We start from the raw sequence: 23,623 nt of genomic DNA on the forward strand, positions 1-23,623 counted from the left end.
TTCTGTCACCCGGATTCCGGGCGGGTGACAACGTGAGGGTGTGAACGAGGTGTCGCTCGAGGAGGCGTATGCGAAGTACGCCGACGAACTCGTCCACTACGCGACCCTGCTCGTCCCGAGATCGGCCGCCGCTGACGTCGTGGCCGACATGTTCGCCGATCTCCTCAGCGACCCCGACGGTGCATGGTCGACGGCGCGCAACACTGAGGCTTATCTGTTCGGAGCGGTCGCGAACCGGGCACGAATGTACCACCGCCACACCGAACGGCGCCGACATCGCGAAGAACGCGTCGCTGCCGCCGACCGCCGAACGGGAGACGTCGAGGTCACCGTGCCACGGGACCTGGTGCTCGATGCGTTCGATGAACTGAGCGTGCAGCAGCGTGCGGTCACCTACCTCACCTACTGGCAGGACTTGTCCGTTGCCCAGGTGGCCGAGATCCTCGGCGTCCGCGATGGCACCGTGCGACGCCAACTGGCCCGAGCCCGCGCACGCCTGCGGGGAGCGCTGTCATGACCGAGCCGATCAACGACCAGATCCGCGACTTCTTGGAACGCACGATGGTCGACGCTCCCGAGCCGCACACGTGGGCCGACGTCGAACGTAGGGCGGCCGTCCCCAACGGTCCATCCTCGGTGCCGCGCCGAACCACAGTCTGGCTTGCGGCGGCGGCCTGCGTGATTGCCGTCGTTGCCGGTTTCGTCGTGTTGACCGGCTCCGACGACAAGACCAGGATCCGCACCAACGACGACACCATCCCGACCACCTCGGTGCGAGAGGAACTCACGCCCCCGCCGACCATCCCGTCGCCCACGACGGCACCGGCGACGACGGGTGTGGAGACGACCACGTCCACCACGACACCGGAGGACGGACCTACCTGGAGAGGAGGTTTGCTCGACGACATCGACGCCGAATCATTCCGCCCGCTCAGCTCTGTGGGCGTGGGCGATCTCATCGTGCCGACCGCTCCGGCGGCTTGGCGACTGTCACAGCTGTCGTTCGGATCGGCCGGCGACGACCCCGAGTCGCAAGAGTGGAGAGTCTCGAACACAACGACGATCGAAGCCCGGCCGGACGGCACCACAGGACCTCGGATCGAGTTGTCGCTTTCGAGACCGGGCTCGACGTCGGGGGCCTGTACGCAATTGGTCGGTGTATCGCAGGCTGATTGCGATACGTCCGGCTCGCCGGTGGAGATCAACGGTGTGGCCTGGCAGCCCTTCGCTCAGTTCGAAGGCATCCGTGCCGACGCCGGTGACGTGTGGATCGAGGTACTGGTCCAGGGCTTCGACCTGCAAGGCCCCGTCCTCGCCGACCCCCGAATCGTCACCTATCTTGAGAGCCTTCGCGTCGGCTCAACCGATGACTACTTCGAGATCGTTGTCGAGATCGGACAGGCAGGCTGGGACTCGTGACCAGTACACGTCGTCCAGTCTCAGGATCTGAGCGAACTCGCCGAGCACGAGCGATGTGCCGATGAAGTGAGCCCCGGTTTCTGATCCAGGTGTTGTGCGACTCGATTGCCTCCGTGAGGGGGCGTGGGAGGATCATGAACACCATGAGCAAGGAGCGACGGCGTCACACGCCAGAGCATGCAGCGCGCCGAGGAGAGCATGAGGCTGATTCGGATCATGCTCGACCGCGACGCCCTCCTGAGACAAGCGGCGGCGCTGCGGAGGGATCAGAATCGGCCCGAACGAGGCGTGAGGCGCGTGAAAAGGGTGCGTCAACGGCGTTCGCAGCCCCCTGCGGGACCTCCTGCGTTACGTTGAACGAATGATTGCCGCCGCAGTCGAATGGGTGTCGGCCGTGGGGACGTTGTTCGCTGTTGGGGTCGCCTTGTGGGTGGCGTGGCGAGAGGGTCAGTGGCGACGCCACGACGATCGACGTCAGGCGTACTCACGTGCGCGTGAGGTGCGAGAGGCCACGGATGAATTGCGTTCGTTTGAATTGCGTTCGCTCGGCTACTTCAGGATCTTGAACGGCCTCAACAGCGACGCGGTGCGCGACGTCGTGGTGGTCGGCGTCTTAGAGAACGGCGAGGAGCGCAACGCAGGTGCCATTGATCGGATCGGGCCTGACGAGATCGAAGAACTCCAAGTCGACCTCGCAGGCCAGCCGCGGCAGTGGATGCCCGGTGAAATTCAACACCGGAACGTCGAGTTCGTTGCTGTCCGATTCGACTTCGTCGACGAGAGCGGACGGTCTTGGCGTCGACTCAGTGAGCCCGACGAAGTGTTCCTACGCTGCCGTGACCGCTTCGGCCGCCTGCGTTGGCGGCGGGCCGACGGCGCTTGCTTCAGGGATCCTCGACCTCGAATACCCCCGTGGGACGGACCCGTTCCGACTGAGCCCTGGCCGCCCGATCCCGGATAGCGCCACTGGTCCGACCACGACCATTGGGGTGAGCGGAGCTACCACGCAAGTGCTCGACAACAGGTCACGTGAACGTCGAAAGTCTCCTTACCGTCGTCCTATGTCGAGCGAGCTTCAGAACGCATTGACTGGCGCGTTCGATTTGCTCACCCAATGTCATCTCGATAAATCCCTCGAACACTCTGACTTCGTGCTCCGACCGGCCCGCCATCTGAAGTGTTGACCGCTCGAGTGTTGCCCGGTCGACTTCCTCAAGTATCGACACGGCGCTTACCTGCTCGAGCATTGCCGTGACCACACCGACCATCACGGCGAACGAGTCGGGTTCTGCTGCCTAGATCTCAGTTCCCTCACGGGGAAGATGTCGGGGGTTCGAGTCCCTCTGCGCCCACCGGTCGGGCCGAGCGTCCGAGGCTCGGCGCTCGTCGGGGCTGGACGACGCCGGGGCTCGCTACCGTTGCGGGATGAGGTGCGTCGCGCGGGTTCCGAGCATCGTCGGTCGTCTCATCGGGCTCGCCGTGCTCCTCGGGGCGGGGGTCGGGTTCGGCGTCGTCGGAACGACGGACGGGCACGGCCGAGCGGACGCAGCGGTCTCGGAGGACCTGACCCCGTCGCAGGGGTACCTGGACCCCGCCGTCTCGGGTGGGATCGACGCCCGCTTCGCGTGGACGCAACCCGGCGGACGGGGCGAGAACGTCACGATCGTCGACATCGAGTACGCCACGTGGAACGTCGACCACGACGACCTCCCCGACGTCGAGATCGTGTCGCACGAACCGGGCGGGACCCCGTTCGACTTCAGCGACGACCACGGCACGCAGGTCCTGGGCGTCATGGGGGCCGTCGAGGACGGACGAGGGATGACGGGGATCGTGCCGGCCGCCGAGTTCGCTGTCATCGCGCACCTCACGTCGAACGTCGGCTACCTGGACGGGATCGAGGCCGCGATCCGTCGCGCGGTCGAGGTGCTCGAGCCGGGTGACGTGATCCTCGTCGAGGCCAACTTCGGAGGCGGCCCGGCGGGGGAGGACACCCCCGTGGAGTGGGACGAGGCGATCGGTCGCGCGATCGACGCCGCGACCGACTCGGGCATCGTGGTCGTCCAGACCGCCGGGAACGGATCCACGGCGCTCGACCTCCTCCCCGACCCGTTCGCGTCGTACGGCGACAACGGGTCGATCGTCGTCGGAGCGGGTCACCCGCCCGGGTCCGACGAGCCCGCACGCACGGCCCTGCCCGACTCGAACCACGGCGAGCGCGTGGACCTCCAGGGCTGGGGTCGCGGGGTCGCCACCGTCGGAGGTCGCGGCGACCTCGCCGGGCTCGGTTCGACGCCGTGCAACTCCCCGATCCCCGCCTCCCGCCGACGACCCTCCAGCGCGGTGTGCGCCCGCGACACGTACACCGCGCTCTTCGGCGGGACGTCGAGCGCCGCGCCGATGGTCGCGGGAGCTGCTGCGTCGTTGTCGTCGATCGCCCAGGCCGACGGCAACGTGCTGTGTCCCGAGGAGATCCGAGAGATCCTGGTCGACACCGGAACGGCGCCGCCCGGCGCCGGTCGTTCGATCGGCCCGCAGCCCGACCTGCGCGGTGCGATCGTCGAGTACCGCTCGCGGTACGCGACCGCACGACCGGACCCGGGTGAGATCGCACGGATCGACGGTCCCGCGACCGTCACGGCGAGCGCGGAACGGCTCGACGTCGAGGTGCCGTGCGGCGGTCCGTGAGCCGCCACCCGACCACGGCCGTCAGCCGGAGTCGGGGGATCGCTGATCCTCCACGATCCGGCGTCCACGCCCGACGGTCACGAGGATCGGACGGAGGTGTCGACCCGGCGACGCGGCGACCGGACCGTCGACAGGCGCGGCGGGTCGTTGGTCACCCGGGGGCGGCGTCGCAGCGTGAACACGGCGCTGACGAGGCGGGTCCAGATCCGGTCGCAGTTGAGGATCACGACGGCACCACCCGCAGCCGTGACGGGCCCGCGACGTCGAGTCGCATCATCGACCGACCCGTGGCGTCGGCGACGAACCGGGCGAGGGTCTCCCCGTCGGCGTCCTCGGCACGGTAGGCCGCCCCCGCCACGAGCTGGGCGAAGCCGAGCTCGACCTCGCCCACCGCCGCGTCGGCGTGGCGGGGGCGCACGGCGAGCTCCAGGGTCTCGCCGTCGTCGCTGCGTGCGAGGGTCACCATGACCAGATCCCACTCGGTCTCCTCGAGCACCGGACCCGCCGGCGCGACGTAGCCGCGCCGGTTGAGGTCGGCGAGCGACATCGGCATCGCCCACCGGACGATCATGTGCCCGCCGAACGCGGAGGATCCGGCGTCGAGCGGACGGTCCGGCCAGCGCGATCCGGTACCGCACTGGCGCTCGGCGCCGTCCATCGCCGCCTCGGCCAGCCCTTCGTCGCCGACCAGGCGCGCACCTCCGATCACCTTGTTCCACCCGGGGAGCGCCGTGGAGGAGGTGCGGTGCCGTTCGAGCTCGTGCGGCATCTCGAGCGGCAACGTCCCGTCGGTGATCATTGCCGACAGCCGCGCCATCGCCGGCTCTGCGCCGCGCAGGTCGAGCGCCCGCGCCCGGTCGCCGTGCGCCGGCAGGATGTCGGCGAAGCGCCCGGTGCCGTTCGCCGTGTAGTGCCCGCCCGGCACCTCACCCGTGTCCCACGACAGACCGACGTGGTTCGAGCGGATGTGCGCGTACGTCCCGTCGGGGGTCAGGTACTCCTGCTCCAACGTCGTGCGACAGCCATCACGGTTGCGCTCCCAGAGCTCGGTGCCGTGGAGCCGATCGTGGCCGTACATCGATTGCGCTCCCATCACGTTGCACACCGTGAACGACCACCCCGGCTCGCACGGGTAGAAGCCGAGCGTGCTGCGCTCGTAGTTGGCGTTCACCGCCTCGATGATCGAGTGGTGGTCGTAGGGGAACTCCCGCCCGTCCTTCCACACGAACGTCAGCGAGCCCGGCTCGTCGAAGCGGGTGGAACCGGTCGCCGCCTCGAAGATGTTGAGCACGTCACCGAGGAACGCCGAGAACATGATGTTGTCGCGCACGATCGGGTCGGGGTTCGTGTCGAGGTTGCCGAGCACGTTCAGGGTGCGCCAGTACTTCCACACCCGCAGGTCGGTGTGCTTGGCGACGAGGCGCTCGAGGGCGTCGGTGATCTGGGCCGGAGCGTTCGGGACGTAGTTCGCGGCGTACAGGCTCAACGCCCAGCAGTGCGCGTTGAGCTGGTAGCGGAGCTGCGTCCCGCCGTGGAACTGCTCGCCCCAGTCGAAGCCGGTCAGACCGTCGTCGGGTTGGTGGGCCAGGTCGTAGCAGAAGCGGAGCAGCTCGGCGTCCATGTCGTTCGGCTCGCGCGGAGCACGTTCCGGGACGGTGAGCTCGACCGAGGCGAGGTAGTCGTTCAGCTCGGCGACCGCGGCGCGCTTGGACCGGAACCGTCGCTCGAACTTCCACACCATCGCCGCCAGCACGGCGACCGCGAGGGCGTAGACCACCGGGATGGCCCATCCCCACGTCGTGTCGCGGTCGCCGACGAGGCGGGGGGCGTCGACGAGCGCCCACGCGGCGAGCGCGCTGCCCAGCCAGACGACGGGGATCGCGGCGTGCGCGCTCAGCCCCCACCACAGCACGAGCGCGACGACGAGGGCGACCGAGGTGAGGACGAACAGGCCCGGGCGAGCGAGGTGCAGGAACCCGCCGCCGGGGAAGGTCAGCGAGAGCCCTGCGGCCCGTGCCCGGTCGCCGGCGACGACGAACGTGAGCACGGCGCCGGCGAGCTGCACCAGCGCGATCCCCGCGACGAAGCGCGTGAGCAGGCGGCGACTGACGGGTCCCATCCGGCGTGGGTGCGGATCGAGGAGCGGGATGCCGTTGCCGGCGACGGACTCGGGGGGAGCCATCGGCGTCGTGATCGTCATGGGCGGATCCCTCCGGTCGAGGAGCGGGGCGGTCGAGGCTGGCTCGGTGCGGGCGGGTGGTGCGGGCGCACCACCGCACGAGGCGTCACCAGAACTTCGCGCGGTGGTCCGCCATCGGGATCACCCGACGACGTCCGGGGCCCGGCCATCGGTCCGATCGACGCGTCGTCGGGCCGGTTGATCGTGCCGGTCACGCCGCCCTCCCGGTCGAGCGGCCGGTCGCGCAGGTGGCGGGCGAGCGAGTCGATCGCTCGGGCCAACGCGTCGTGGCGCACGGTCGGCCGATCGACGACGGCCCGTGCGGCGTCGTCGTCGACGAGGGCGAGCCAGAGCCGCCCGGCGGCGATCAGCCGCTCGTCGTCGCGTCGGGACACCCCACGAGCCGCCGCGCCGAGCACGCGCCGGCGCAGGAGCGCCCAGTCGCCGTCGTCGATCCAGCCGCGTTCGTGCGCCAGCGCCGTGGCCGTCGCGTGCTCCCAGTCGAGCGCCCGCCCGCCGGGCATCCCGAGCGGGGTCCACCACCACGCCGGACGGTGCCCGCGTCGTGCGGCGAACGGCCCGGCCAGCACGTCGGAGGCGTCACCGTCGAGAGCGACGGCGGCCAGGATCGCGTCCAGGAGTCGCACGAAGCCGGGTTCGCTCGTCGGGACGTCGTCGCCCCCCGCCGGCCCTCCGACCATCGTGCGCGCCGTGCGCACGTGGACGTGATCACGAGCCAACGGGTCACCGAACCGGAGCCGGGCGGCGCGCGAGATGCGCCGAGCCCGTCGGTCCACGTCGGCCGCTCCCACGGCCCGCGAGAGCTCGGTGCCACCCTCGTCGGCCAGCGAGAGGATCGTCACCGCCCGGCAACGATCGACGGGCGGCAGATCGAGCAGGCTCAGCGAGGTGTCCTGACGGGCCCGACGACCGCGGACCCGACCGAACCCGGGGACGCCTCCGATCGCGGAGCGGATCCAGGCGAGGAACGCGATGATCAGCACCACGATCGGGAACTCGTGGGCGCTGCGTGCAGCGAGGTCCCCGTCGTCGCCGTGTCCCCCGGTTCCCCACATCGCCGATGCGGCCATCGTCGCGACGAGCACGGCGACCACGATCCAGTCGGTGCCCCACCTCAGCCAGGCGACCACCGCGGCGACCACGGAGACGAAGCAGGCGACCGCGCCCAGAGGAAGGGTCTCGAGGAGCCCGGCACCGGGGACGAGCAGGTTGCGTGCGGCGTGGGTGCCGCGGTGCCCGCCGAACAGGACGAGCAGGACCGGGACGGCTCCGACGGCCAGCAGCAGCGGCCAGCGCACCCGTGCGTCGCGGTCCATCGCGTCAGCCGACGAGCGAGAGGGCGTCGAGGTCGAGCGCCTGGCGCCCGTGGCGCTGCGCCATCGCCGTGAGCATGTCGTCGCCGCGCTCGGTCCGGGCGGCGGCGACCGTGGCGACGACCGTGATGATCATCCCCCACAGGCTGCCGACCCGGTAGTCGCGCCACATGGCGTCGGCGCTCAGCTCGACACCGGCGCTCGCCATCCGGCTCCGGTACTCCTCGACGAGGTCGCGCTCCTCCACGCCACGCCGAGCGGCGTCGGGGTAGCTGCCGCTGACGAGGTACGCGAGATCGCTCGCGCCGAGACCTGCGCTGAGCGTCTGCCAGTCGACGACGACGAGCGGAGGCGCGTCCTCGGCGACGCCGAACAGGAGGTTGTCGGCGCGGTAGTCGAGGTGGACCAGGGTCGGCGGGGTGTCGGTGCCGCTCGTCCACGCTCCGGCGAGCGGCGCGAAGTCGCGCGCGAGCTTCGCCACGTCGTCGTCGAGGCGGTCGCCGAGTCGGTCGAGGAAGCCGGGGAGCGTCGCTCCGTACAGCATCTGCACGAGCTCGCCGACCTCGTCGGGTGTCGTCGCCGACACACCGGTGTCGACGAGCCGCTCGAGCGTCGGCGAACCGAAGTGAGGTGCGTGCAGGCCGACGAGCTCGCCGATCGCCGTGGCGATGCGATCCGACGACAGGCCGTCGAGCTGGTCGCCCTGCTCGGACCCGGCGACGTCCTCCATGACGAGCACGAAATCGGGCACCGACTCGTCGTAGAGGGCGACGTGGCACCGAGGTGTCGTGATGTCCACCGTCGACGCGACCCGGTCGTAGAACATCCACTCCTTGACGTAGTTGCCCGTCGAGAACGCCGACGCCCGCGCGCTCGGGTCGGACGAGGGGATCTTGGCGACGACGGTGGCGGGCCGACCGGTCGGGTCGTCCCACTCGAGGGCGAGTCGGGCGTTGCGGCCGGTCTGGCCGGTCCCGATGTAGCCGACGAACCCGACGTCGGTCACCGTGGCCCCGTCGGCGACCCCGCCGGCCGACAGCGCGCGGGTCATCCACCCCGGTGACATCAGTTCGGGCTCGCTGCGCACCTCGGTCACGGACATCGGCTCCCCCCATCTCGTTCGCTCACCTCGGGCGAACACGTCTCCTCCGCTGGTCCGAACGTAGCCACACGAGCACGGCGCGGTGAACACGGCCGGACCGCCTCGACGACGGTGAGCGTCGGACGGCTCGGCTCCCTGCGACGTCCGGCACGCCCGTTTGCCCGAGGTGGGCGTGGGTATCGATCGTGGTCCCTTCGGCGTCCGGCCGGGGCACGACGGTCATGCCGAGGAAGAGGTGCCCCATGGATGAGATCGCCGCCGCCCGAACGGGCTGCACGTGGCGGGACGGTTCCGCGACGTGGAGGGTCTGGGCACCGAACGCGTCCGGCGCGTCGGTCCGGCTGTTCGACGGAGACGACTCGGTGGACGTCGAGCTCGCCGACGTCGGTGGCGGTTGCTGGCAGGGCGATGCCGGCTGCGACGTCGGCACCGAGTACCTGTTCGTCCTGGAGACCGCCGACGGGCCGATCGAGCGCCGCGATCCGTGCGCCCGCGACGTCACCGACTCGGTGGGTCGGTGCGTGGTCGTCGACGGCGCGTTCGAGTGGCAGCACCCCGACTTCACGCTGGCCCCGGTGAACGAGCTGGTGATCTACGAGCTGCACGTGGCGACGTTCGCCGGGACGCTCGACGACGTCGCGGGTCGGCTCGACCACCTGACCGAGCTCGGTGTGAACTGCATCGAGCTGATGCCGGTCGCCGAGTTCGCCGGCGACGTGTCGTGGGGGTACAACCCGGCGGCGCCCTACGCGGTCGAGTCCGCCTACGGCGGACCGGAGGCGCTGCGTCGTCTCGTCGACGCCGCCCACGGCGTCGGCATCGGCGTCGTGCTCGACGTCGTCTACAACCACCTCGGCCCGTCGGACCTGGATCTGTGGCGCTTCGACGGCTGGTTCGAGGGCGACGGCGGCGGCATCTACTTCTACGCCGACTGGCGAGCGGAGACGCCGTGGGGGGCGACGCGCCCGGACTTCGGTCGCGACGAGGTGCGCGCGTACCTCATCGACAACGCGCTGATGTGGCTGCAGGAGTACCGCATCGACGGCCTGCGGCTGGACATGACGTCGCAGATCCGCAACGCGCACGGCGGTGACGGCCCGGACGGCGACCTGGACGACGGACGGCGCTTCCTGGCCGATCTGACCGACACCGTCCACCACCGGTGCCCGGGCGCGCTGATCATCGCCGAGGACCTCCAGCAGAACCCGCTCGTCACCACCTCGACGGGCGACGGCGGCCTGGGGTTCGATGCGCAGTGGGCGGCCGGTTTCGTCCACCCGGTCCGGGCCGTGCTGGAGTCCGCCGTCGACGAGGACCGCGATCTCGCCTCGATCGCGTCGGCGCTCGACACGTCACGCCCGTTCGCACGGGTGGTCTACACCGAGTCCCACGACGAGGTCGCGAACGGGCGGACCCGCGTCACCGCCGAGATCGACGAGGCCGATCCCGATTCGTGGGCGGCCACCCGCCGGGCGGCGATCGGGGCGGTCCTGGTGATGGCGGCGTGCGACGTCCCGATGCTGTTCCAGGGCCAGGAGTGGGCGGACGAGGACTGGTTCGACGACCAGGCACCGCTCGCCTGGCACCGCCGAGAGGAACGCCCCGGGACCTTCGCCATGTGGCGCGACCTGATCCGGCTGCGCACCGGGCGCGACGGTCGCGCCGGCGGGTTGCGCGGCGACCGGATCGCCGTGCACCACCTCGGCGACGACGGGGTCCTCGGGTGGTTGCGGTGGGGGGTCGGCGGTCTCGACGACGCGGCGCTCGTCGTCGCCAACCTCACCGGGAACGAGGTGACGACCGAGGTCGGCGTGCCGGGCGAGGGGACGTGGGCGGCGGTGTTCGACTCGACCTGGTCCGGGTACCACCGAACCGGTTCCGACACCCTCACCGCGCAGATCGAGACGTCGGGCGAACCACGCGACGACCAACCGTTCGGCGTGCGGATCACGCTGGATTCCTACGCCTCCGCCATCTTCGCACGTCACTGACCGACAGCGGGTCGGCCGCGCCGCTCGGCACCCACCGAGGTGTGACCGGCTCGTCGACGAGGCGCTTCAGGTGGGCGCGGACCGAGCCGATGGGGAGGGGTGCCGGCAAGGACGACCGCGCCCGTCTCGACGGGATCGCCACCCCCACCCCTGTTGATCATCCGCGTGGATCGCGACGGGTGCGTTCGCACCACGCACCGGGCGTTCGACGATCCGACCGCAGAGCACCATCACGACGAGCACCATCACGACGCAGAGCACCATCACGACATCGTCGGGTCGCGGATCGTCGACGTCGTCGCCCGTCTCGACGCGGACGCGGCTCCTCGGTGCGCTGCCGCGCTCGCCTCGCGCGGCACCACCTCGTTTACCTCCGCGGCCGGGCGCGCCTTCCACGTCGCGCCGCTCGACGCGGGCGACGGCCTGGTGATCGTGACGCCGGCCCCCGGGCACGGCGGCGAAGCGCGACGAGCTCGGATCGACGAGGCGTCGAGCGACGAGCTGACGGGCGCCGGTGACCGCCGGCTGCTGAGCCGGAACCTCTCCGCTTGGCCCGCATCGGCACCGCTGACGCTGCTGATGATCGATCTCGATCGGTTCAAGCACGTGAACGACACCCTCGGTCACGGCGCCGGTGACAGGTTGCTCGTCCTCGTGGCCGATCGGATCAGGGCGGCCACCCGCCGGGACGACGATCGGTTGTACCGGCTCGGCGGCGACGAGTTCGTCGTCGCCCACGTGCCCGACGGGGACGGATCGGCCGAGCGGGTCGCGCGTCGCATCGTCGAGTTCGTCTCCCGGCCGTTCCTGATCGAGGGCCAGCAGGTCAACGTGGGGGCGAGCATCGGGGTGGCGAGCCTCAGCGACATCAGCACCCCCGACCTGATCCTGCAGCACGCCGATCTCGCCCTGCACAGCGCCAAGGCGGCCGGTCGCGGCTGCGTGCGATCCTTCGAACCGTCGTTCCAGGACCGTGCGACCGAGCAGCGCGATCGTGAGCTGCGGTTGCGACGAGCGCTCAGCCTCGACGAGCTCTCCCTCGTGTACCAGCCGCAGATCGCGCTGCGCGAGCCACGCGTGTGCGGGTTCGAGGCGCTCCTGCGCTGGGACAACCCGTTCCTCGGACGGGTTCCGCCCGACGTCTTCATCCCGCTGGCCGAGGAGACGGGCGACATCCACCCGATCGGCCGGTGGGTCCTCGAGACCGCGTGCCTCGAGGCGATGCGATGGCCGAGCGACCTGGTCGTCGCGGTGAACGTGTCCGCCGTCCAGTTCGCCCGTGCGGACTTCGTCGACATCGTCTCGGAGGCGCTGCGCACGAGCGGGCTCGCCGCCGACCGCCTCGAGCTCGAGATCACCGAGTCGGTCCTCCTCGAGCGGACCGACTGCTCCATCGCCCGGCTCTGGGCGCTGCGCGACATGGGCGTCCGAGTCGCGATGGACGACTTCGGCACCGGGTACTCGTCGCTCAGCTACCTGCACAGCTTCCCGTTCTCGTCGATCAAGATCGATCAGTCCTTCGTGCGGGGCGAGCAGACGGATCGCTCGCGCACCCTCGTGCGGGCCATCGTGGCGCTCGGCTCCAGCCTGGGGATGACGACGATCGCGGAGGGTGTGGAGACGCTCGAGCAGTACCGCGAGCTGGCCGATCAGGGATGCCAGGAGGTGCAGGGCTACTACTTCGCCCGTCCGATGCTGCCCACCGACATCTCCTCGTACCTCCACCGACCCCTGCCCCCGACCGTCGACGTCGATGGTCGCTGACGACGAAGAGACCCCCGATGACCCCTCTGTTCCGCATCGTGTACATCAGCCGCAACGAGATCCCCGGCTCGCCCGACGACGTGGACCGCCACGTCGCGCAGATCCTCGCCGCGTCGCGACGCAACAACGCCCTCGCCGACGTCACCGGGGCGCTCGTGTTCCACGACGGGTGCTTCGCGCAGGTCCTCGAAGGCGCCAACGAGGCGATCGAATCGGTGTTCGAGCGGATCCAGTGCGACGAGCGCCACTCCCACGTCGAGCTGCTGAGCTTCGAACCGGTCGAGCGGCGTGGGTTCGCGGGATGGGACATGGCCTACACCGGTGCATCGGCCGACTTCGACGGCGTCGTCCGCCACGACGAGCGCGACGTCGCCACGTGGACGGGTGACGTCGTCTACGCGCTCATCCGGCGCCACCTGTTCGGACCCGCCGGTCTCGCGATCGGCTGAGGGCGGGGCGCGACCCCTCGGCGGGTCGGATCGGGATCACGCCATCGAGCCGATGGGTAGCGTCGAGCCATGAGGATCGGCGAGTTGGCGAGCACGGCGAAGGTGACCACGAAGACCATCCGCTACTACGAGTCGATCGGGCTGCTCGACGAACCGGCTCGCACCGAGTCCGGCTACCGCTCGTACGGACCCACGGCGATCGAGCGACTCGACTTCGTCCGGCAGGCGCAGTCGACGGGGCTGTCGCTCGCCGAGATCAGGTCGATCCTCGAGATCAAGGACGAGGGCGGCCAGTCGTGCGAGCACACCCGCGCCCTGCTCCACCGCCACCTCACCGACCTCGACGCGAAGATCGCCGAGCTCGAGGTTGCGCGGGAGCAGCTGCGCGAGATGGACGCCCGGGTCGCCGCGCTCGATCCCGCCGACTGCACCGACTCCAACCGGTGCCAGGTGATCACCGAGGCCCTCGCCGACTCCACGACGTGACCTCGTGACGAACGCCATTCGACCTTGACCTCGACTGGAACCCCTAGGTTGGGGTGCGTGACCGAGACCACCACCACGCACGCCGCGAGGCCGCACGCCGCGGGGCCGGACGCCGCGACGGCGAACGGCACGCCCCCTGGATCGTCGGCGCTCGATGTGCAGATCGAGGGGATGACCTGCGGATCGTGCGCCGCCCGCGTCCAGAAGACGTTGTCGAAGCAGCCCGGCGTCTCGTCGGCCGAGGTCAACTACGCGACCGGTCGAGCCCACCTCGAGATCGACCACGACGGAATCGACGTCGAAGCGGTGCGCTCGGCGGTCGAGCGCACCGGCTACACGATGCTCCCGCCGCTGGACGAGGTCGCTCCGACGACCGGTTTCGACGTCGCCGGGATGACGTGCGGATCGTGCGCCGCCCGCGTCCAGAAGGTGCTGTCGCGTCAGGACGGGGTGGAGGACGCGCGCGTCAACCACGCCACCGGCCGTGCCGAGGTCACCGCGGTCGCGCCCGGCGGCCTCGACGTCGAGGCGCTCGCTGAGGCGGTCCGCTCCGCCGGGTACGAGCTGTCGGCGCCCGTGCGCGGCAGCGCTGCCGGGTCACGCGACGCCGAGCGCACGGAGGGCGGCGACGCCGACGATGGTCGGTCGTGGACGCGGCGCGCCGCCCTCTCCGCCCCCGTCGCGGCCGTCATGGTGTCGACCATGCTCTACCACGACCTCGCGATGGAGAGCACCTGGCTCCGGTGGCTCCAGTTCGCCCTCGCCGTCCCGGTCCAGTTCGTCGTCGGGTGGCCGATCCTCGTGGGCGCCGCCCGGCGGGCGCGTCACCTCACCGCGAACATGGACACCCTGATCGCGCTCGGCACCCTGGCGGCGTTCACGTGGTCGACCGCTCAGCTCGTCACCGGCGGGATGGAGCTCTACTTCGAGGCGTCGGTGGTGATCATGTTCTTCATCACCCTGGGCCGCGCCCTCGAGGCCCGGGCCAAGGGTCGGGCCGGCCGCGCCCTGCGTGCCCTCGCCGAGCTCGGGGCCGACGAGGCGCGAGTGGTGGGCGACGACGGGACCGAGGAGATGGTGCCCGTCGACGAGGTCCGGATCGGAGCATCGATCAAGATCCGACCCGGCGAGAAGGTCCCCGTCGACGGCGAGGTGACCGACGGCGCCAGCGCGGTCGACGAGTCGATGCTGACCGGCGAATCCCTGCCGGTCGACAAGCGCGCCGGCGACACCGTGGCGGGGGCGACGATCAACACCTCCGGTGCGCTCACGATCCGTGCGACGGCGGTGGGCTCGCGGACGGCGCTCGCGCGCATCGTGAAGCTCGTCGAGGATGCCCAGACCGGCAAGTCGGCCGCGCAGCGCCTGGCGGATCGGATCTCGGCGATCTTCGTCCCCGTCGTCCTCGCGATCGCGGCGGCCACCTTCCTCGGTCGGGCCCTCCTCGGCGGTGACGTCGGCGACGCCGTGGAGGCGGCGGTGGCCGTGCTGATCATCGCCTGCCCGTGCGCCCTCGGCCTGGCGACGCCCATGGCGATCATGGTCGGGACCGGCCGTGGCGCCCAGCTCGGCATCCTGATCAAGTCCGTCGAGGTGCTCGAGCGCACCCGGCGCGTCACCACCGTCGTGTTCGACAAGACCGGCACGCTGACCGAGGGGGCGATGTCGGTCACCGACGTCGTCACCGAGGAGTCCACGACCGACGCCGAGCTCCTCGCTCGCGCCGGTGCCGTCGAGGCCGACAGCGAGCATCCGATCGGCCGGGCGATCGCCGAGGCCGCCCGGGCGGCCCACGGGTCGCTCGAGCGCGTCACGGGGTTCGACACGATGCCCGGGCACGGCATCCGCGCCGACGTCGACGGCACCACGGTGTGGGTGGGTCGGCGCGAGCTCGCCGGGCGCGCCTCGCTGACCCTCCCGGGGTGGCTCGACGACCGCGCCGTCGAGCTCGAGCAGCTCGGGCGCACCGTCGTCTTCGCCGGGTGGGACGGGCACATCCGCGGCGTGGTCGCCGTCGCCGACACCGTGAAGCCGTCGGCCGCCGACACGGTGCGCCGCCTGCACGACCTCGACCTGACCGTCGCGATGATCACCGGGGACAACGCCCGCACCGCCCGTTCGATCGCCGAGGAGGTCCGGATCGACCGGGTGATCGCCGAGGTCCTCCCGGAGGACAAGCAGAGCGAGGTCCGGCGCCTCCAGGACGACGGTGAGGTCGTCGCGATGGTCGGCGACGGGGTGAACGACGCTCCGGCGCTCGTCCAGGCCGACCTCGGGATCGCCCTCGGCACCGGCACGGACGTGGCGATCGAGTCGAGCGACCTGACCCTGATGCGCGCCGACGTCGGCGGCGTCGTGACGGCGATCGAGCTGTCCCGGCGGACCCACCGCACCATCGTCCAGAACCTGTTCTGGGCGTTCGGGTACAACACCGTCGCGATCCCGCTCGCCGTTTCGGGCCTGCTCAGCCCGATGATCGCCGGCGCCGCCATGGCGTTCTCGTCGATCAGCGTCGTGCTCAACAGCATCCGGCTGCGCCGCTTCGAGACCGCGGACCACGACGCCGGCCACGACGTCGATCGCGGCGCCACGGCCGCCCCGACGACATCGACCCCGGTCTCGGCGTAGGCCGGGACCACGAACGAGGAGCCCCGACGTGACCACGACCACCTACTCCGTCCCCGAGATCTCGTGCGACCACTGCAGGACGACGATCGAGTCCGCTCTCGCGGGCATCGACGGGGTCGGATCGGTGGACGTCGACCTCGACGCCGAGACCGTGACCGTCGCCGGCGGTGAGCGCGACGCCGTCGTCGCGGCGATCGAGGACGCCGGCTTCGACGTCGAGAGCTGACCGTCGTCGGCCGGGCACGTCCAGCGCCGTTCCCGTGTTCGCGCGAGCTCCGGTCCGAGTGACGGAAGGAACCGGTTGCGGGGTCGCGCGAGCGCGTACGGTGGGCGACGTGTCGTCCCCCTCGCAGTTGCTGATCAGCATCAGTCGCGTCGACGCCCACCTGATCACCGGGCTGCTCGTGGCCGCCGCCACGCACCGCGACGCCGATCTCCGCGAGGACGAGGTGAACGCGATCCGGACGTGGTGGACGTTGGTGATGGACGAGGACGCAGGGCAGGCGGAGCGCGGCCTCCCCGAGGTGGAACGGCCCACCTGACGCCGGCTGGCCGACGCGGCGATCGTCGAACGGCTCCGAGGATCTCCGCCACCGCGACGGCCGCCCGGGTCGGCTCGGCGACCCACGGGGTCAGCGGGCGCGGAGCCTCAGGGAGCGGCGACGAGGGGGAGCAGCTCGGGGGCCAGCCGACGTGCGGTGATCAGCCCGATCGACGTGACCGCGTCGATCTCCTCGGCGGTGCGCGGCCTCTCCCGGGCGAGCGCTCCCAGGTCGCGATCGGTCATCAGCTCGGTGGGCACGATCCGGGCGCGTCGGGCCGCCTCGGCGCGCCACGCCCGCAGTCCCTCCATCGCGGGATCGGCGCGGGGGCGGGCGCGCAGCAGCGCCCGTGGCGGGGCGACCGGGTCGGGCTCGCTGACGTCGAGGTCCTCGACGAAGGGGCTGATCCGGCGCCCGTACCCACCCCGCCGGGCGGCGTGGGTCAGCACGACGACGTCGGTGGCGCGGGTGATCGCCACGTACAGCAGGCGTGCCTCCTCGGCACGCTCGGCGGCCGTCGTCGCCGTGCGGTGCGGGACGAGGCTCGTCTCGACCCCGGTCACGAACACCGTGTGCCACTCGCGGCCCTTCGCCGCGTGGAACGTGAGCAGGTCGACGCCCTCGGTCGACCGGTCGCGGAACGGGTCGGTGGTCGCGACCCAGGAGCGGAAGCCGGCGCCGTCGCCTCGCGGCTGGTCCCGGAGGTAGTCGAGCAGGGCGGACGCCACCCGACGCTCGGCCTCGACGACGGCGAGCGCAGCTCGGGCCTCGCCGAGCTGGGTCGACGTCGCCGACGCGGACCGCGACGCACGCCGGGGATCGTGCGATGCTGCGTTCGGCCCCGGCGGGACCTCGGACCGTCGGCGGTCGGCGTGCGCCCGACGCTCGAGCTCCTCCGACCGTGCCCGTGCGCCCTGCAGCGCCTCGACGTCGTCGAGGGTGTCGTGGGCCCACGCACGCAGCGCCCACGCCGTGCTCGCCGACGACGCCTCGCGGATCGCGCTCTGCAGGGGGGACCCGTGGCCGGTCGCGGAGCGACGGACCGCCACGCCGACCGCCGAGAGCGCCGTCTCGAGGGTGGCGAGCTGGGCGTTCGTGCGGGCCAGGACCGCGACCCCGCCCGAGCGGACGAGGCTCGGGTCGGACCGTGCGATCCGCGTGGCGACGAGGGCCGCCTCGCCGTCCTCGTCGGCGACGCGAGCGACGGTCGCCGCCTCCCCGTCGTCGCGGGCGGAGCGCACGTCCGCCGCTCGATCGCCGACCGACAGCACGTGGGCGCCCGCCGCGACGATCTGCGGCGTGCAGCGGTGGTTCAGCGGCAGGCGGACGATCTCGATCCCGGGGAACCGGGACTCGACCTCGACGAGCAGCGACGGATCCGCGCCGTTGAACCCGTACACGGCCTGCGCCGGGTCGCCGACCACGAACAGGTCGTCCCGACCCTCGCGCAGGAGGTCGACGATGCGGTGCTGGACGGGGTTCAGGTCCTGCGCCTCGTCGACGAGCAGGTGGCGGAACCTCCAGCGCAGGCCGTCCGCGAAGTCACCGTCGCGCCCGGCTTCGGCGAGCACCTCGAGGAGCACGTCGTCGAAGTCGATCACGCCGCGCCGACGCTTGAGGCGCACGTAGGCCGCGAAGACCCCGGCCACCCCGTCGACGCCGCCGGCGGGGCGCCGCTGGGCGCGGCGCGCCTCGCTCGCGTAGCCCTCCGCCGAGATCCCGCCAGCCATCGCCCAGGCGATCTCGTCGGCCGCCGCGCTGACGCTGCGGTGGTCGATCGACCCGGACGACTCGGATCGGACCTCGGCGAGGAGGCGGCGGCGATCGGGTTGGACGGTCCGCGGCGAGCGGTCGGTGTCCGCCCACCGCTGCCGCAGCACGTTCAGCATCACGGAGTGGAACGTCCCGGCCTCCACGTGGTCGCGCAGGCCGAGGCGGAGGAGCCGCCGACGGAGCTCGCCGGCGGCCTCGCGCGTGAAGGTCAGCGCGAGGGTGTGGCGGGCGTCCGCGGTGCCGGTCTCGACGCGATGCGAGATCCGCCGGGTGAGGACCCGGGTCTTGCCCGACCCGGCGCCGGCGATCACCGCGACGAGCGTGGACGGGGTCGTCACGGCCGCACGCTGATCGGGATCCAGGTCGGCGATCGACCGGTCGGCGTCCACCGCCGCATCGTAGTTCCGACGCGACGGGCCCGAACTACGTTCTGGCCCGTGCCGTACCCGCGCCACCTGCTGAACCCGCACGAGGAGGTGGCCATCGATCTGCACCCGCACTGGGGGTACCACGCCCCGCCCGCCGTCGCGCTGGTGGCGGCGATCGCGGCGGGGATCGCGACGCTCGTGCTCACCGGTGCGGGCACGACCGAGCGCGCCGTGCTCGGCTGGCTCTCGCTGCTCGCCATCCTCGCCGCCGTCGTGGGTCTCGTCACCCGGTACGTCCGGTGGGCGAACACCCACTTCGTGATCACGAACGACCGGATCATCTTCCGGCGTGGGGTGATGTCGAGGTCCGGCATCGAGATCCCGCTCGAGAGCGTGAACGCCGTCCACTTCGAGCAGTCCGTGCGCGAGCGCCTCGTCGGCGCGGGGAACCTGATCATCGAGTCGGGGTCGATCGACGGCCGGCAGGTGTTCACCGACATCGACGGCCCAGAGCGCGTGCAGCGGGAGATCCACGCGCAGATGGAGGTGAACGAGCAGCGACGGTTCCGGTCCGTCGGCAGCGACCGTCCGGTCGACGTCGCGACCCAGCTCGAGAAGCTCGAGGGGATGCTCGAGCGCGGCACCCTGAGCCGCCGGGAGTTCGACGAGCACAAGGAGCGCCTGCTCGGGTGGTGACCGCAGCGTCGTCGGCACCGCGATCGCGCATCGTCAGCCTCGTCCCCTCCAGCACCGAGACGCTGCTGTGGCTCGGCGCCGACGTGGTCGCGTGCACGCGGTTCTGCGAGCAGCCCGAGATCGCCCACGTCGGCGGGACGAAGAACCCCGACGTCGCGGCGATCGTCGAGCTCGCCCCCGACCTCGTCGTGCTCGATCGCGAGGAGAACCGGCTCGAGGACCACGACGCGCTCGTCGCCGCCGGCCTCGACGTGCTCGTGAGCGACGTCACCGACGTCGCCGGAGCGATGGGCGTCGTCGACGCGCTGGCGCGGGCGGTCGGGGTCCGCGTCGCCGACGTCGCCGAGCCGCGGCCGGCGGCGTCGAGCATCGGTCGGCGCGCCTTCGTCCCGATCTGGCGTCGACCGTGGATGACGATCTCGGGCGCGACCTACGGTGCCTCGCTGCTCGCCCACCTCGGGATCGGTCTCGTCGACGTCGGCGCCGAGGGCGCCTACCCGACGGTCGAGCTCGCCGATGTCGCCCGGCTCGAGCCCGATCTCGTCCTGGTGCCGAGCGAGCCGTACGTGTTCGGTGACGACCACGTCGCCGAGCTCGCCACCGCGCTGCCGGGAGCGGCCGTCGAGCGCGTCGACGGCCAGGACCTCTTCTGGTGGGGCAGCCGGACCCCCGGCGCGCTCGATCGCCTGGCGGCCCGACTCGGCTGACGGCGGCGACGAGCGGTCTGCCATGATCGGTCGATGCCACGAGCCGAGCTGTCGAACGGGATCGAGTTGGAGTACGAGACGTTCGGCGACCCCGACGACCCCACCCTTCTGCTCGTGTGCGGCTACACCTCGCAGATCAACGGGTGGGACGAAGGACTGGTCGAGCTGCTCGTCGCGCAGGGGCTGCACGTCGTGCGCTACGACAACCGCGACGTCGGGCTGTCGACGAAGCTCGACGGCCAGCACGTGCAGCCGCTGAAGGTGCTCCGGGCGTCGATGGACGGCGAGCCGCTGCCCGAGGTGCCCTACACGCTGTCCGACATGGCGGCGGACGGGATGGGGCTGCTCGACCACCTCGGCATCGATCGCGCCCACGTCGCCGGGGTGTCGATGGGCGGGATGATCGTGCAGACGATGGCGATCGAGCACCCCGACCGCGTCGCCAGCCTCACCTCGGTGATGTCCAGCCCCGGCGACCCCCGCGCCGGCGCCCCGACGCCCGAGGCCCGCGAGGCGCTGATGGCGCCGCCGCCGACCGAGCGCGCCGCGTACATCGAGGCAGCGGAGCGGGTGACGGTGTGGGCGTCGAAGCGCTACGTCGACCTCGCGGCGATCAAGGAGCGCGCTGCGGCGGACTTCGACCGGATGTTCTACCCCGAGGGCGCGACCCGCCAGCTCGCCGCGATCTACGCGAGCGGCGATCGCAGCGAGCTGCTGTGCGAGCTCGACGTGCCCACGCTCGTGATCCACGGTCGCGACGACACCCTGATCACGCCCTCGGGCGGCGAGCTGACCGCCGAGCGGATCCGCGGCTCGCGCCTGCTGCTCGTCTCGGACATGGGCCACGACCTCCCGAAGCCGCTGTGGCCGATGCTCGCCGAGGCGATCGGTGGCCACGCACGCGTCGCGGGGGCGGCCGCCGCCTAGCCGGGTGCCGGCGCGAGCCGCACCCGTCCCGACCCCCGATCGGACGTCACGATCCACCGGGATCCGACGCCCGTCACCCCGACACCCCGACCCGTCACCCGACACCGACCCAGCACCCAGGGAGAGACCACCATGGCCGGACCACTCACCGGACGCCGCATCATCGAGATCGCCGGGATCGGCCCCGGGCCCTTCGCGGCGATGCTCCTCGCCGACCTCGGAGCGGAGGTCGTGCGCGTCGAGCGCGCCGCGTCCGTGCGCGGGCCCGCGCCCGACGAGGCCCACAGCGACCTGCTGCTGCGCGGCCGGCGCAACGTCGCGATCGACCTCAAGCACCCCGACGGCGTCGCGACCCTGCTCGACCTCGTCGAGGGGGCGGACGCGCTCATCGAGGGGTTCCGCCCCGGGGTGATGGAGCGCCTCGGCGTGGGCCCCGAGGAGTGCATGGAGCGCAACCCGAAGCTCGTCTTCGGCAGGATGACCGGCTGGGGGCAGAGCGGGCCGTACGCCCAGGCCGCCGGCCACGACATCAACTACATCTCCCTCGCCGGAGCGCTCGCGCACTTCGGGCGGCGCGGCGAGGGGCCGGTCCCGCCGCTGAACATGGTCGGCGACTTCGGAGGCGGCGGGATGTTCCTCGCCCTCGGCGTCGTCGCCGCGATGCTCGAGGCCGCTGCGAGCGGGACGGGCCAGGTCGTCGACACCGCGATGGTCGACGGGTCCGCGGTGCTGATGACGATGTTCTGGGCGTTCAAGGAGACGGGGATGTTCGACGAGGACGCGCGGGGCACGAACCTGCTCGACACCGGTGCCCACTTCTACGACGTGTACGCGTGCAGCGACGGCGAGCACATCTCGATCGGCTCGATCGAGCCGCAGTTCTACGCCGAGCTGCTGCGCCTCACCGGACTCGACGACGACGAGCAGTTCGCGAAGCAGATGGACCGCGACGAGTGGGGGCCGCTCAAGGACCGCCTCACGGTGGTCTTCGCGACCAAGACCCGTGACGAGTGGTGCGACATCATGGAGCACACCGACGTCTGCTTCGCCCCGGTGCTGACGATGTCCGAGGCGGCCGCCCACCCGCACAACGTCGAGCGCGAGACCTTCGTCGAGCGCGACGGCGTGGTGCAGCCCGCACCCGCGCCCCGGTTCTCGCGCACGCGCAGCGAGATCGCCTCGTCACCCGCCTGGCCCGGCCAGCACACCCGTGACGTGCTCGCGGACTGGGGCCTGGCCTACGAGCGCATCGCCGAGCTCGTCGAATCGGGAGCCGTGCGCCACGCAGCGGGGTGACTCCACCGATCGCCCGTCGCGGCGCGCCAAGATGTGCGCCATGGGTTCCCGATCCGTCGCCACCGCGCCGCTCCTCGCTCTCGCTCTCGGTCTCGCCTCGGTCTCCGCGGCGTGCGGTTCGGACGGCGACAGCGAGGTGGCCACCCCCGACGTCACGCTGATCCCGAGGACCTCGGCGGCGGCGGCGGCGCCGGCGTCGAGCGCCGAGCCCGTCGAGACGGCCCCGAGCGCGTCGGAGCCCACCGCCGCGCCCGCCCCGACCGCATCCGGCCCGTCGTCCACGACCGCCGCACCCACGACGTCGACACCGCCGAGCCCCGACGGCTCCGGGGCGCCGACGTCGAGCGACCCCGCGGCGGCTCCGGCCGAGACGGCGAGCGCCACCACCGAGCCCGCCTCCGTCGAGGCGCGGTTCGACCTGACCTCCTCCGGGATCGGCTCGACGACGTTCGGTGCCGATCCCGACGGCGCGGTCGCGTTCATCAGCAGCTTCCTCGGCGAGCCGACCGCCGATACCGGCTGGATCGACCCCTTCGAGGTCGGGGTGTGCGACGGCACCCGCCTTCGCCAGGTGTCGTGGGCGGACCTGCAGCTCGAGTTCGGCGACGTCTCCGACATCACCGACGGGCGCGACCACTTCTCCGCCTACACCTACGGGAGCGAGGGGAGCGCCAGCGCGCTGCCCCCGGCCCTGTCGACCCCCGAGGGGATCACCGTCGGCTCGACCGTCGGCGACCTCCTCGCCGCCTACCCGGGTGTCACCCTCATCGAGGGCGACGACTTCGTCGCGCCGAGCTTCTCGGTGAACGACGCGCTCGGCGGGCGCCTGAGCGGGCTGACCGGCGCGGATGTGGTGGAGGTCGTGGTCGGCGGCCTCCCGTGCGAGTCCTGAGCGCACGGTGAGCAGCCTGCGCGACGCTCACGACGTCACGGCGTGGTTCCTGATCGCCTCGAACGCCGTCGTGGGCACGTGGGCGCTGATCGCGCAGCACGTCGTGGCGTTGCGGGCGCGGGCGCTGTGGTGGGCGACGGCGGTGGCCGAGGCCTCCACCCTCGTCGTGGCCGCGATCGGGGCGCTGATCGTGAACGGCGACGACGTCGAGCTCGACTCGTTCCACGCCCTGTACGGCTTCAGCACGATCTTCGCCGTCGCGATCCTGCACAGCTACCGGGGGAGCCCGTTCGTGGCCGATCGGGTCCACCTGCTGTACGGGTGCGGCGGCCTGTTCATCGCCGGCCTCGGGGTGCGGGCGCTGTTCCTCGGGACGACCTGA

General features: G+C 71.6%; 22 protein-coding genes. 17 read left to right on the top strand and 5 right to left on the bottom strand.

Translation table 11 applies throughout. The features are described from left to right. Nucleotides 1-40 precede the first annotated feature (40 nt). The 4 genes from ACOOHC_RS08060 (at nucleotide 41) to ACOOHC_RS08075 (ending at nucleotide 4,107) form a co-directional block, all read left to right on the top strand. The gene (locus tag ACOOHC_RS08060; RefSeq protein ID WP_420453473.1) at nucleotides 41-517 is read left to right on the top strand and encodes a sigma-70 family RNA polymerase sigma factor; all 477 of its coding nucleotides are present in this window, start codon (nucleotides 41-43) and stop codon (nucleotides 515-517) included. Continuing rightward, nucleotides 514-1,419 carry a hypothetical protein gene (locus ACOOHC_RS08065; protein WP_420453474.1) on the top strand — a complete coding sequence of 302 codons (906 nt, stop codon included), beginning with the start codon at nucleotides 514-516 and terminating at the stop codon, nucleotides 1,417-1,419. The genes ACOOHC_RS08060 and ACOOHC_RS08065 overlap by 4 nt, the downstream gene beginning before the upstream one ends. Nucleotides 1,420-1,780: 361 nt before the next feature. After that, complete coding sequence (locus tag ACOOHC_RS08070; protein ID WP_420453475.1) at nucleotides 1,781-2,380, top strand: hypothetical protein; 600 nt, start codon at nucleotides 1,781-1,783, stop codon at nucleotides 2,378-2,380. A 464-nt stretch (nucleotides 2,381-2,844) separates the two neighbouring features. Next, nucleotides 2,845-4,107 carry a S8 family serine peptidase gene (locus ACOOHC_RS08075; RefSeq protein ID WP_420453476.1) on the top strand — a complete coding sequence of 421 codons (1,263 nt, stop codon included), beginning with the start codon at nucleotides 2,845-2,847 and terminating at the stop codon, nucleotides 4,105-4,107. A 77-nt stretch (nucleotides 4,108-4,184) separates the two neighbouring features. Here the strand turns inward: ACOOHC_RS08075 and ACOOHC_RS08080 are convergent, their stop codons facing one another. The 4 genes from ACOOHC_RS08080 to ACOOHC_RS08095 are packed head-to-tail and all read right to left on the bottom strand — an operon-like array spanning nucleotide 4,185 to nucleotide 8,722. Beyond that, nucleotides 4,185-4,334: a hypothetical protein gene (locus ACOOHC_RS08080; protein WP_420453477.1), complete on the bottom strand. Its 150-nt coding sequence runs from the start codon at nucleotides 4,332-4,334 to the stop codon at nucleotides 4,185-4,187. Continuing rightward, a complete protein-coding gene (locus ACOOHC_RS08085) occupies nucleotides 4,331-6,307 on the bottom strand; it encodes a hypothetical protein (RefSeq protein WP_420453478.1) in 1,977 nt (658 codons plus the stop codon). Before ACOOHC_RS08085 ends, ACOOHC_RS08080 begins: the two co-directional genes overlap by 4 nt. Then, the gene (locus ACOOHC_RS08090) at nucleotides 6,304-7,623 is read right to left on the bottom strand and encodes a hypothetical protein (RefSeq protein WP_420453479.1); all 1,320 of its coding nucleotides are present in this window, start codon (nucleotides 7,621-7,623) and stop codon (nucleotides 6,304-6,306) included. Before ACOOHC_RS08090 ends, ACOOHC_RS08085 begins: the two co-directional genes overlap by 4 nt. Nucleotides 7,624-7,627: 4 nt before the next feature. Then, nucleotides 7,628-8,722 carry a phosphotransferase family protein gene (locus ACOOHC_RS08095; protein WP_420453480.1) on the bottom strand — a complete coding sequence of 365 codons (1,095 nt, stop codon included), beginning with the start codon at nucleotides 8,720-8,722 and terminating at the stop codon, nucleotides 7,628-7,630. A gap of 242 nt (nucleotides 8,723-8,964) precedes the next feature. On the opposite strand from ACOOHC_RS08095, the gene ACOOHC_RS08100 reads away from it, so the two are divergent. The 7 genes from ACOOHC_RS08100 to ACOOHC_RS08130 all read left to right on the top strand — a co-directional run bounded on the left by ACOOHC_RS08100 (nucleotide 8,965) and on the right by ACOOHC_RS08130 (nucleotide 16,582). Next, nucleotides 8,965-10,713 (top strand): alpha-amylase family glycosyl hydrolase, encoded by a 1,749-nt coding sequence (locus tag ACOOHC_RS08100; RefSeq protein ID WP_420453481.1) that lies wholly within the window; start codon nucleotides 8,965-8,967, stop codon nucleotides 10,711-10,713. Nucleotides 10,714-10,878: 165 nt separating this feature from the next. Beyond that, on the top strand, nucleotides 10,879-12,477 hold the full coding sequence (locus tag ACOOHC_RS08105) for a putative bifunctional diguanylate cyclase/phosphodiesterase (protein ID WP_420453482.1): 1,599 nt from the start codon (nucleotides 10,879-10,881) through the stop codon (nucleotides 12,475-12,477). Between the two features lie 17 nt (nucleotides 12,478-12,494). After that, nucleotides 12,495-12,926, top strand: a complete 432-nt coding sequence (locus ACOOHC_RS08110; RefSeq protein WP_420453483.1) for a BLUF domain-containing protein — start codon at nucleotides 12,495-12,497, stop codon at nucleotides 12,924-12,926. Between the two features lie 69 nt (nucleotides 12,927-12,995). Continuing rightward, complete coding sequence (locus tag ACOOHC_RS08115; protein ID WP_420453484.1) at nucleotides 12,996-13,412, top strand: heavy metal-responsive transcriptional regulator; 417 nt, start codon at nucleotides 12,996-12,998, stop codon at nucleotides 13,410-13,412. Between the two features lie 57 nt (nucleotides 13,413-13,469). After that, nucleotides 13,470-16,040 carry a heavy metal translocating P-type ATPase gene (locus tag ACOOHC_RS08120; protein WP_420453485.1) on the top strand — a complete coding sequence of 857 codons (2,571 nt, stop codon included), beginning with the start codon at nucleotides 13,470-13,472 and terminating at the stop codon, nucleotides 16,038-16,040. 28 nt (nucleotides 16,041-16,068) lie between these two features. Further along, a complete protein-coding gene (locus ACOOHC_RS08125; protein ID WP_420453486.1) occupies nucleotides 16,069-16,266 on the top strand; it encodes a heavy-metal-associated domain-containing protein in 198 nt (65 codons plus the stop codon). A gap of 109 nt (nucleotides 16,267-16,375) precedes the next feature. Then, on the top strand, nucleotides 16,376-16,582 hold the full coding sequence (locus ACOOHC_RS08130; RefSeq protein ID WP_420453487.1) for a hypothetical protein: 207 nt from the start codon (nucleotides 16,376-16,378) through the stop codon (nucleotides 16,580-16,582). 107 nt (nucleotides 16,583-16,689) lie between these two features. On the opposite strand, the gene ACOOHC_RS08135 is transcribed toward ACOOHC_RS08130, so the two are convergent. Continuing rightward, the gene (locus tag ACOOHC_RS08135) at nucleotides 16,690-18,744 is read right to left on the bottom strand and encodes an ATP-dependent helicase (protein WP_420453488.1); all 2,055 of its coding nucleotides are present in this window, start codon (nucleotides 18,742-18,744) and stop codon (nucleotides 16,690-16,692) included. A gap of 48 nt (nucleotides 18,745-18,792) precedes the next feature. Here ACOOHC_RS08135 and ACOOHC_RS08140 point away from each other — a divergent pair, with 48 nt between their 5' ends. From ACOOHC_RS08140 to ACOOHC_RS08165, 6 genes are all read left to right on the top strand, one after another. Beyond that, nucleotides 18,793-19,419, top strand: a complete 627-nt coding sequence (locus ACOOHC_RS08140; RefSeq protein WP_420453489.1) for a PH domain-containing protein — start codon at nucleotides 18,793-18,795, stop codon at nucleotides 19,417-19,419. Next, a complete protein-coding gene (locus tag ACOOHC_RS08145) occupies nucleotides 19,416-20,126 on the top strand; it encodes a helical backbone metal receptor (protein WP_420453490.1) in 711 nt (236 codons plus the stop codon). Before ACOOHC_RS08140 ends, ACOOHC_RS08145 begins: the two co-directional genes overlap by 4 nt. Before the next feature lie 33 nt (nucleotides 20,127-20,159). Then, a complete protein-coding gene (locus ACOOHC_RS08150; RefSeq protein WP_420453491.1) occupies nucleotides 20,160-21,053 on the top strand; it encodes an alpha/beta fold hydrolase in 894 nt (297 codons plus the stop codon). Between the two features lie 132 nt (nucleotides 21,054-21,185). Continuing rightward, complete coding sequence (locus ACOOHC_RS08155) at nucleotides 21,186-22,349, top strand: CaiB/BaiF CoA transferase family protein (RefSeq protein WP_420453492.1); 1,164 nt, start codon at nucleotides 21,186-21,188, stop codon at nucleotides 22,347-22,349. A gap of 40 nt (nucleotides 22,350-22,389) precedes the next feature. Next, on the top strand, nucleotides 22,390-23,241 hold the full coding sequence (locus ACOOHC_RS08160; protein WP_420453493.1) for a hypothetical protein: 852 nt from the start codon (nucleotides 22,390-22,392) through the stop codon (nucleotides 23,239-23,241). A 7-nt stretch (nucleotides 23,242-23,248) separates the two neighbouring features. Then, the gene (locus ACOOHC_RS08165) at nucleotides 23,249-23,623 is read left to right on the top strand and encodes a hypothetical protein (RefSeq protein ID WP_420453494.1); all 375 of its coding nucleotides are present in this window, start codon (nucleotides 23,249-23,251) and stop codon (nucleotides 23,621-23,623) included.

This window comes from Ilumatobacter sp. (genome assembly GCF_965215205.1).
Lineage (GTDB): Bacteria > Actinomycetota > Acidimicrobiia > Acidimicrobiales > Ilumatobacteraceae > Ilumatobacter_A.

What these genes read in the sequence shown, in the direction of transcription:
- ACOOHC_RS08160 (WP_420453493.1), top strand. Translation starts at nt 22,390, where the DNA reads ATGGGTTCCCGATCCGTCGCCACCGCGCCGCTCCTCGCTCTCGCTCTC.
- ACOOHC_RS08150 (WP_420453491.1), top strand. Translation starts at nt 20,160, where the DNA reads ATGCCACGAGCCGAGCTGTCGAACGGGATCGAGTTGGAGTACGAGACG.
- ACOOHC_RS08100 (WP_420453481.1), top strand. Translation starts at nt 8,965, where the DNA reads ATGGATGAGATCGCCGCCGCCCGAACGGGCTGCACGTGGCGGGACGGT.
- ACOOHC_RS08095 (WP_420453480.1), bottom strand. Translation starts at nt 8,722, where the DNA reads ATGTCCGTGACCGAGGTGCGCAGCGAGCCCGAACTGATGTCACCGGGG.
- ACOOHC_RS08065 (WP_420453474.1), top strand. Translation starts at nt 514, where the DNA reads ATGACCGAGCCGATCAACGACCAGATCCGCGACTTCTTGGAACGCACG.
- ACOOHC_RS08155 (WP_420453492.1), top strand. Translation starts at nt 21,186, where the DNA reads ATGGCCGGACCACTCACCGGACGCCGCATCATCGAGATCGCCGGGATC.
- ACOOHC_RS08090 (WP_420453479.1), bottom strand. Translation starts at nt 7,623, where the DNA reads ATGGACCGCGACGCACGGGTGCGCTGGCCGCTGCTGCTGGCCGTCGGA.
- ACOOHC_RS08070 (WP_420453475.1), top strand. Translation starts at nt 1,781, where the DNA reads ATGATTGCCGCCGCAGTCGAATGGGTGTCGGCCGTGGGGACGTTGTTC.
- ACOOHC_RS08075 (WP_420453476.1), top strand. Translation starts at nt 2,845, where the DNA reads ATGAGGTGCGTCGCGCGGGTTCCGAGCATCGTCGGTCGTCTCATCGGG.
- ACOOHC_RS08110 (WP_420453483.1), top strand. Translation starts at nt 12,495, where the DNA reads ATGACCCCTCTGTTCCGCATCGTGTACATCAGCCGCAACGAGATCCCC.
- ACOOHC_RS08115 (WP_420453484.1), top strand. Translation starts at nt 12,996, where the DNA reads ATGAGGATCGGCGAGTTGGCGAGCACGGCGAAGGTGACCACGAAGACC.
- ACOOHC_RS08085 (WP_420453478.1), bottom strand. Translation starts at nt 6,307, where the DNA reads ATGACGATCACGACGCCGATGGCTCCCCCCGAGTCCGTCGCCGGCAAC.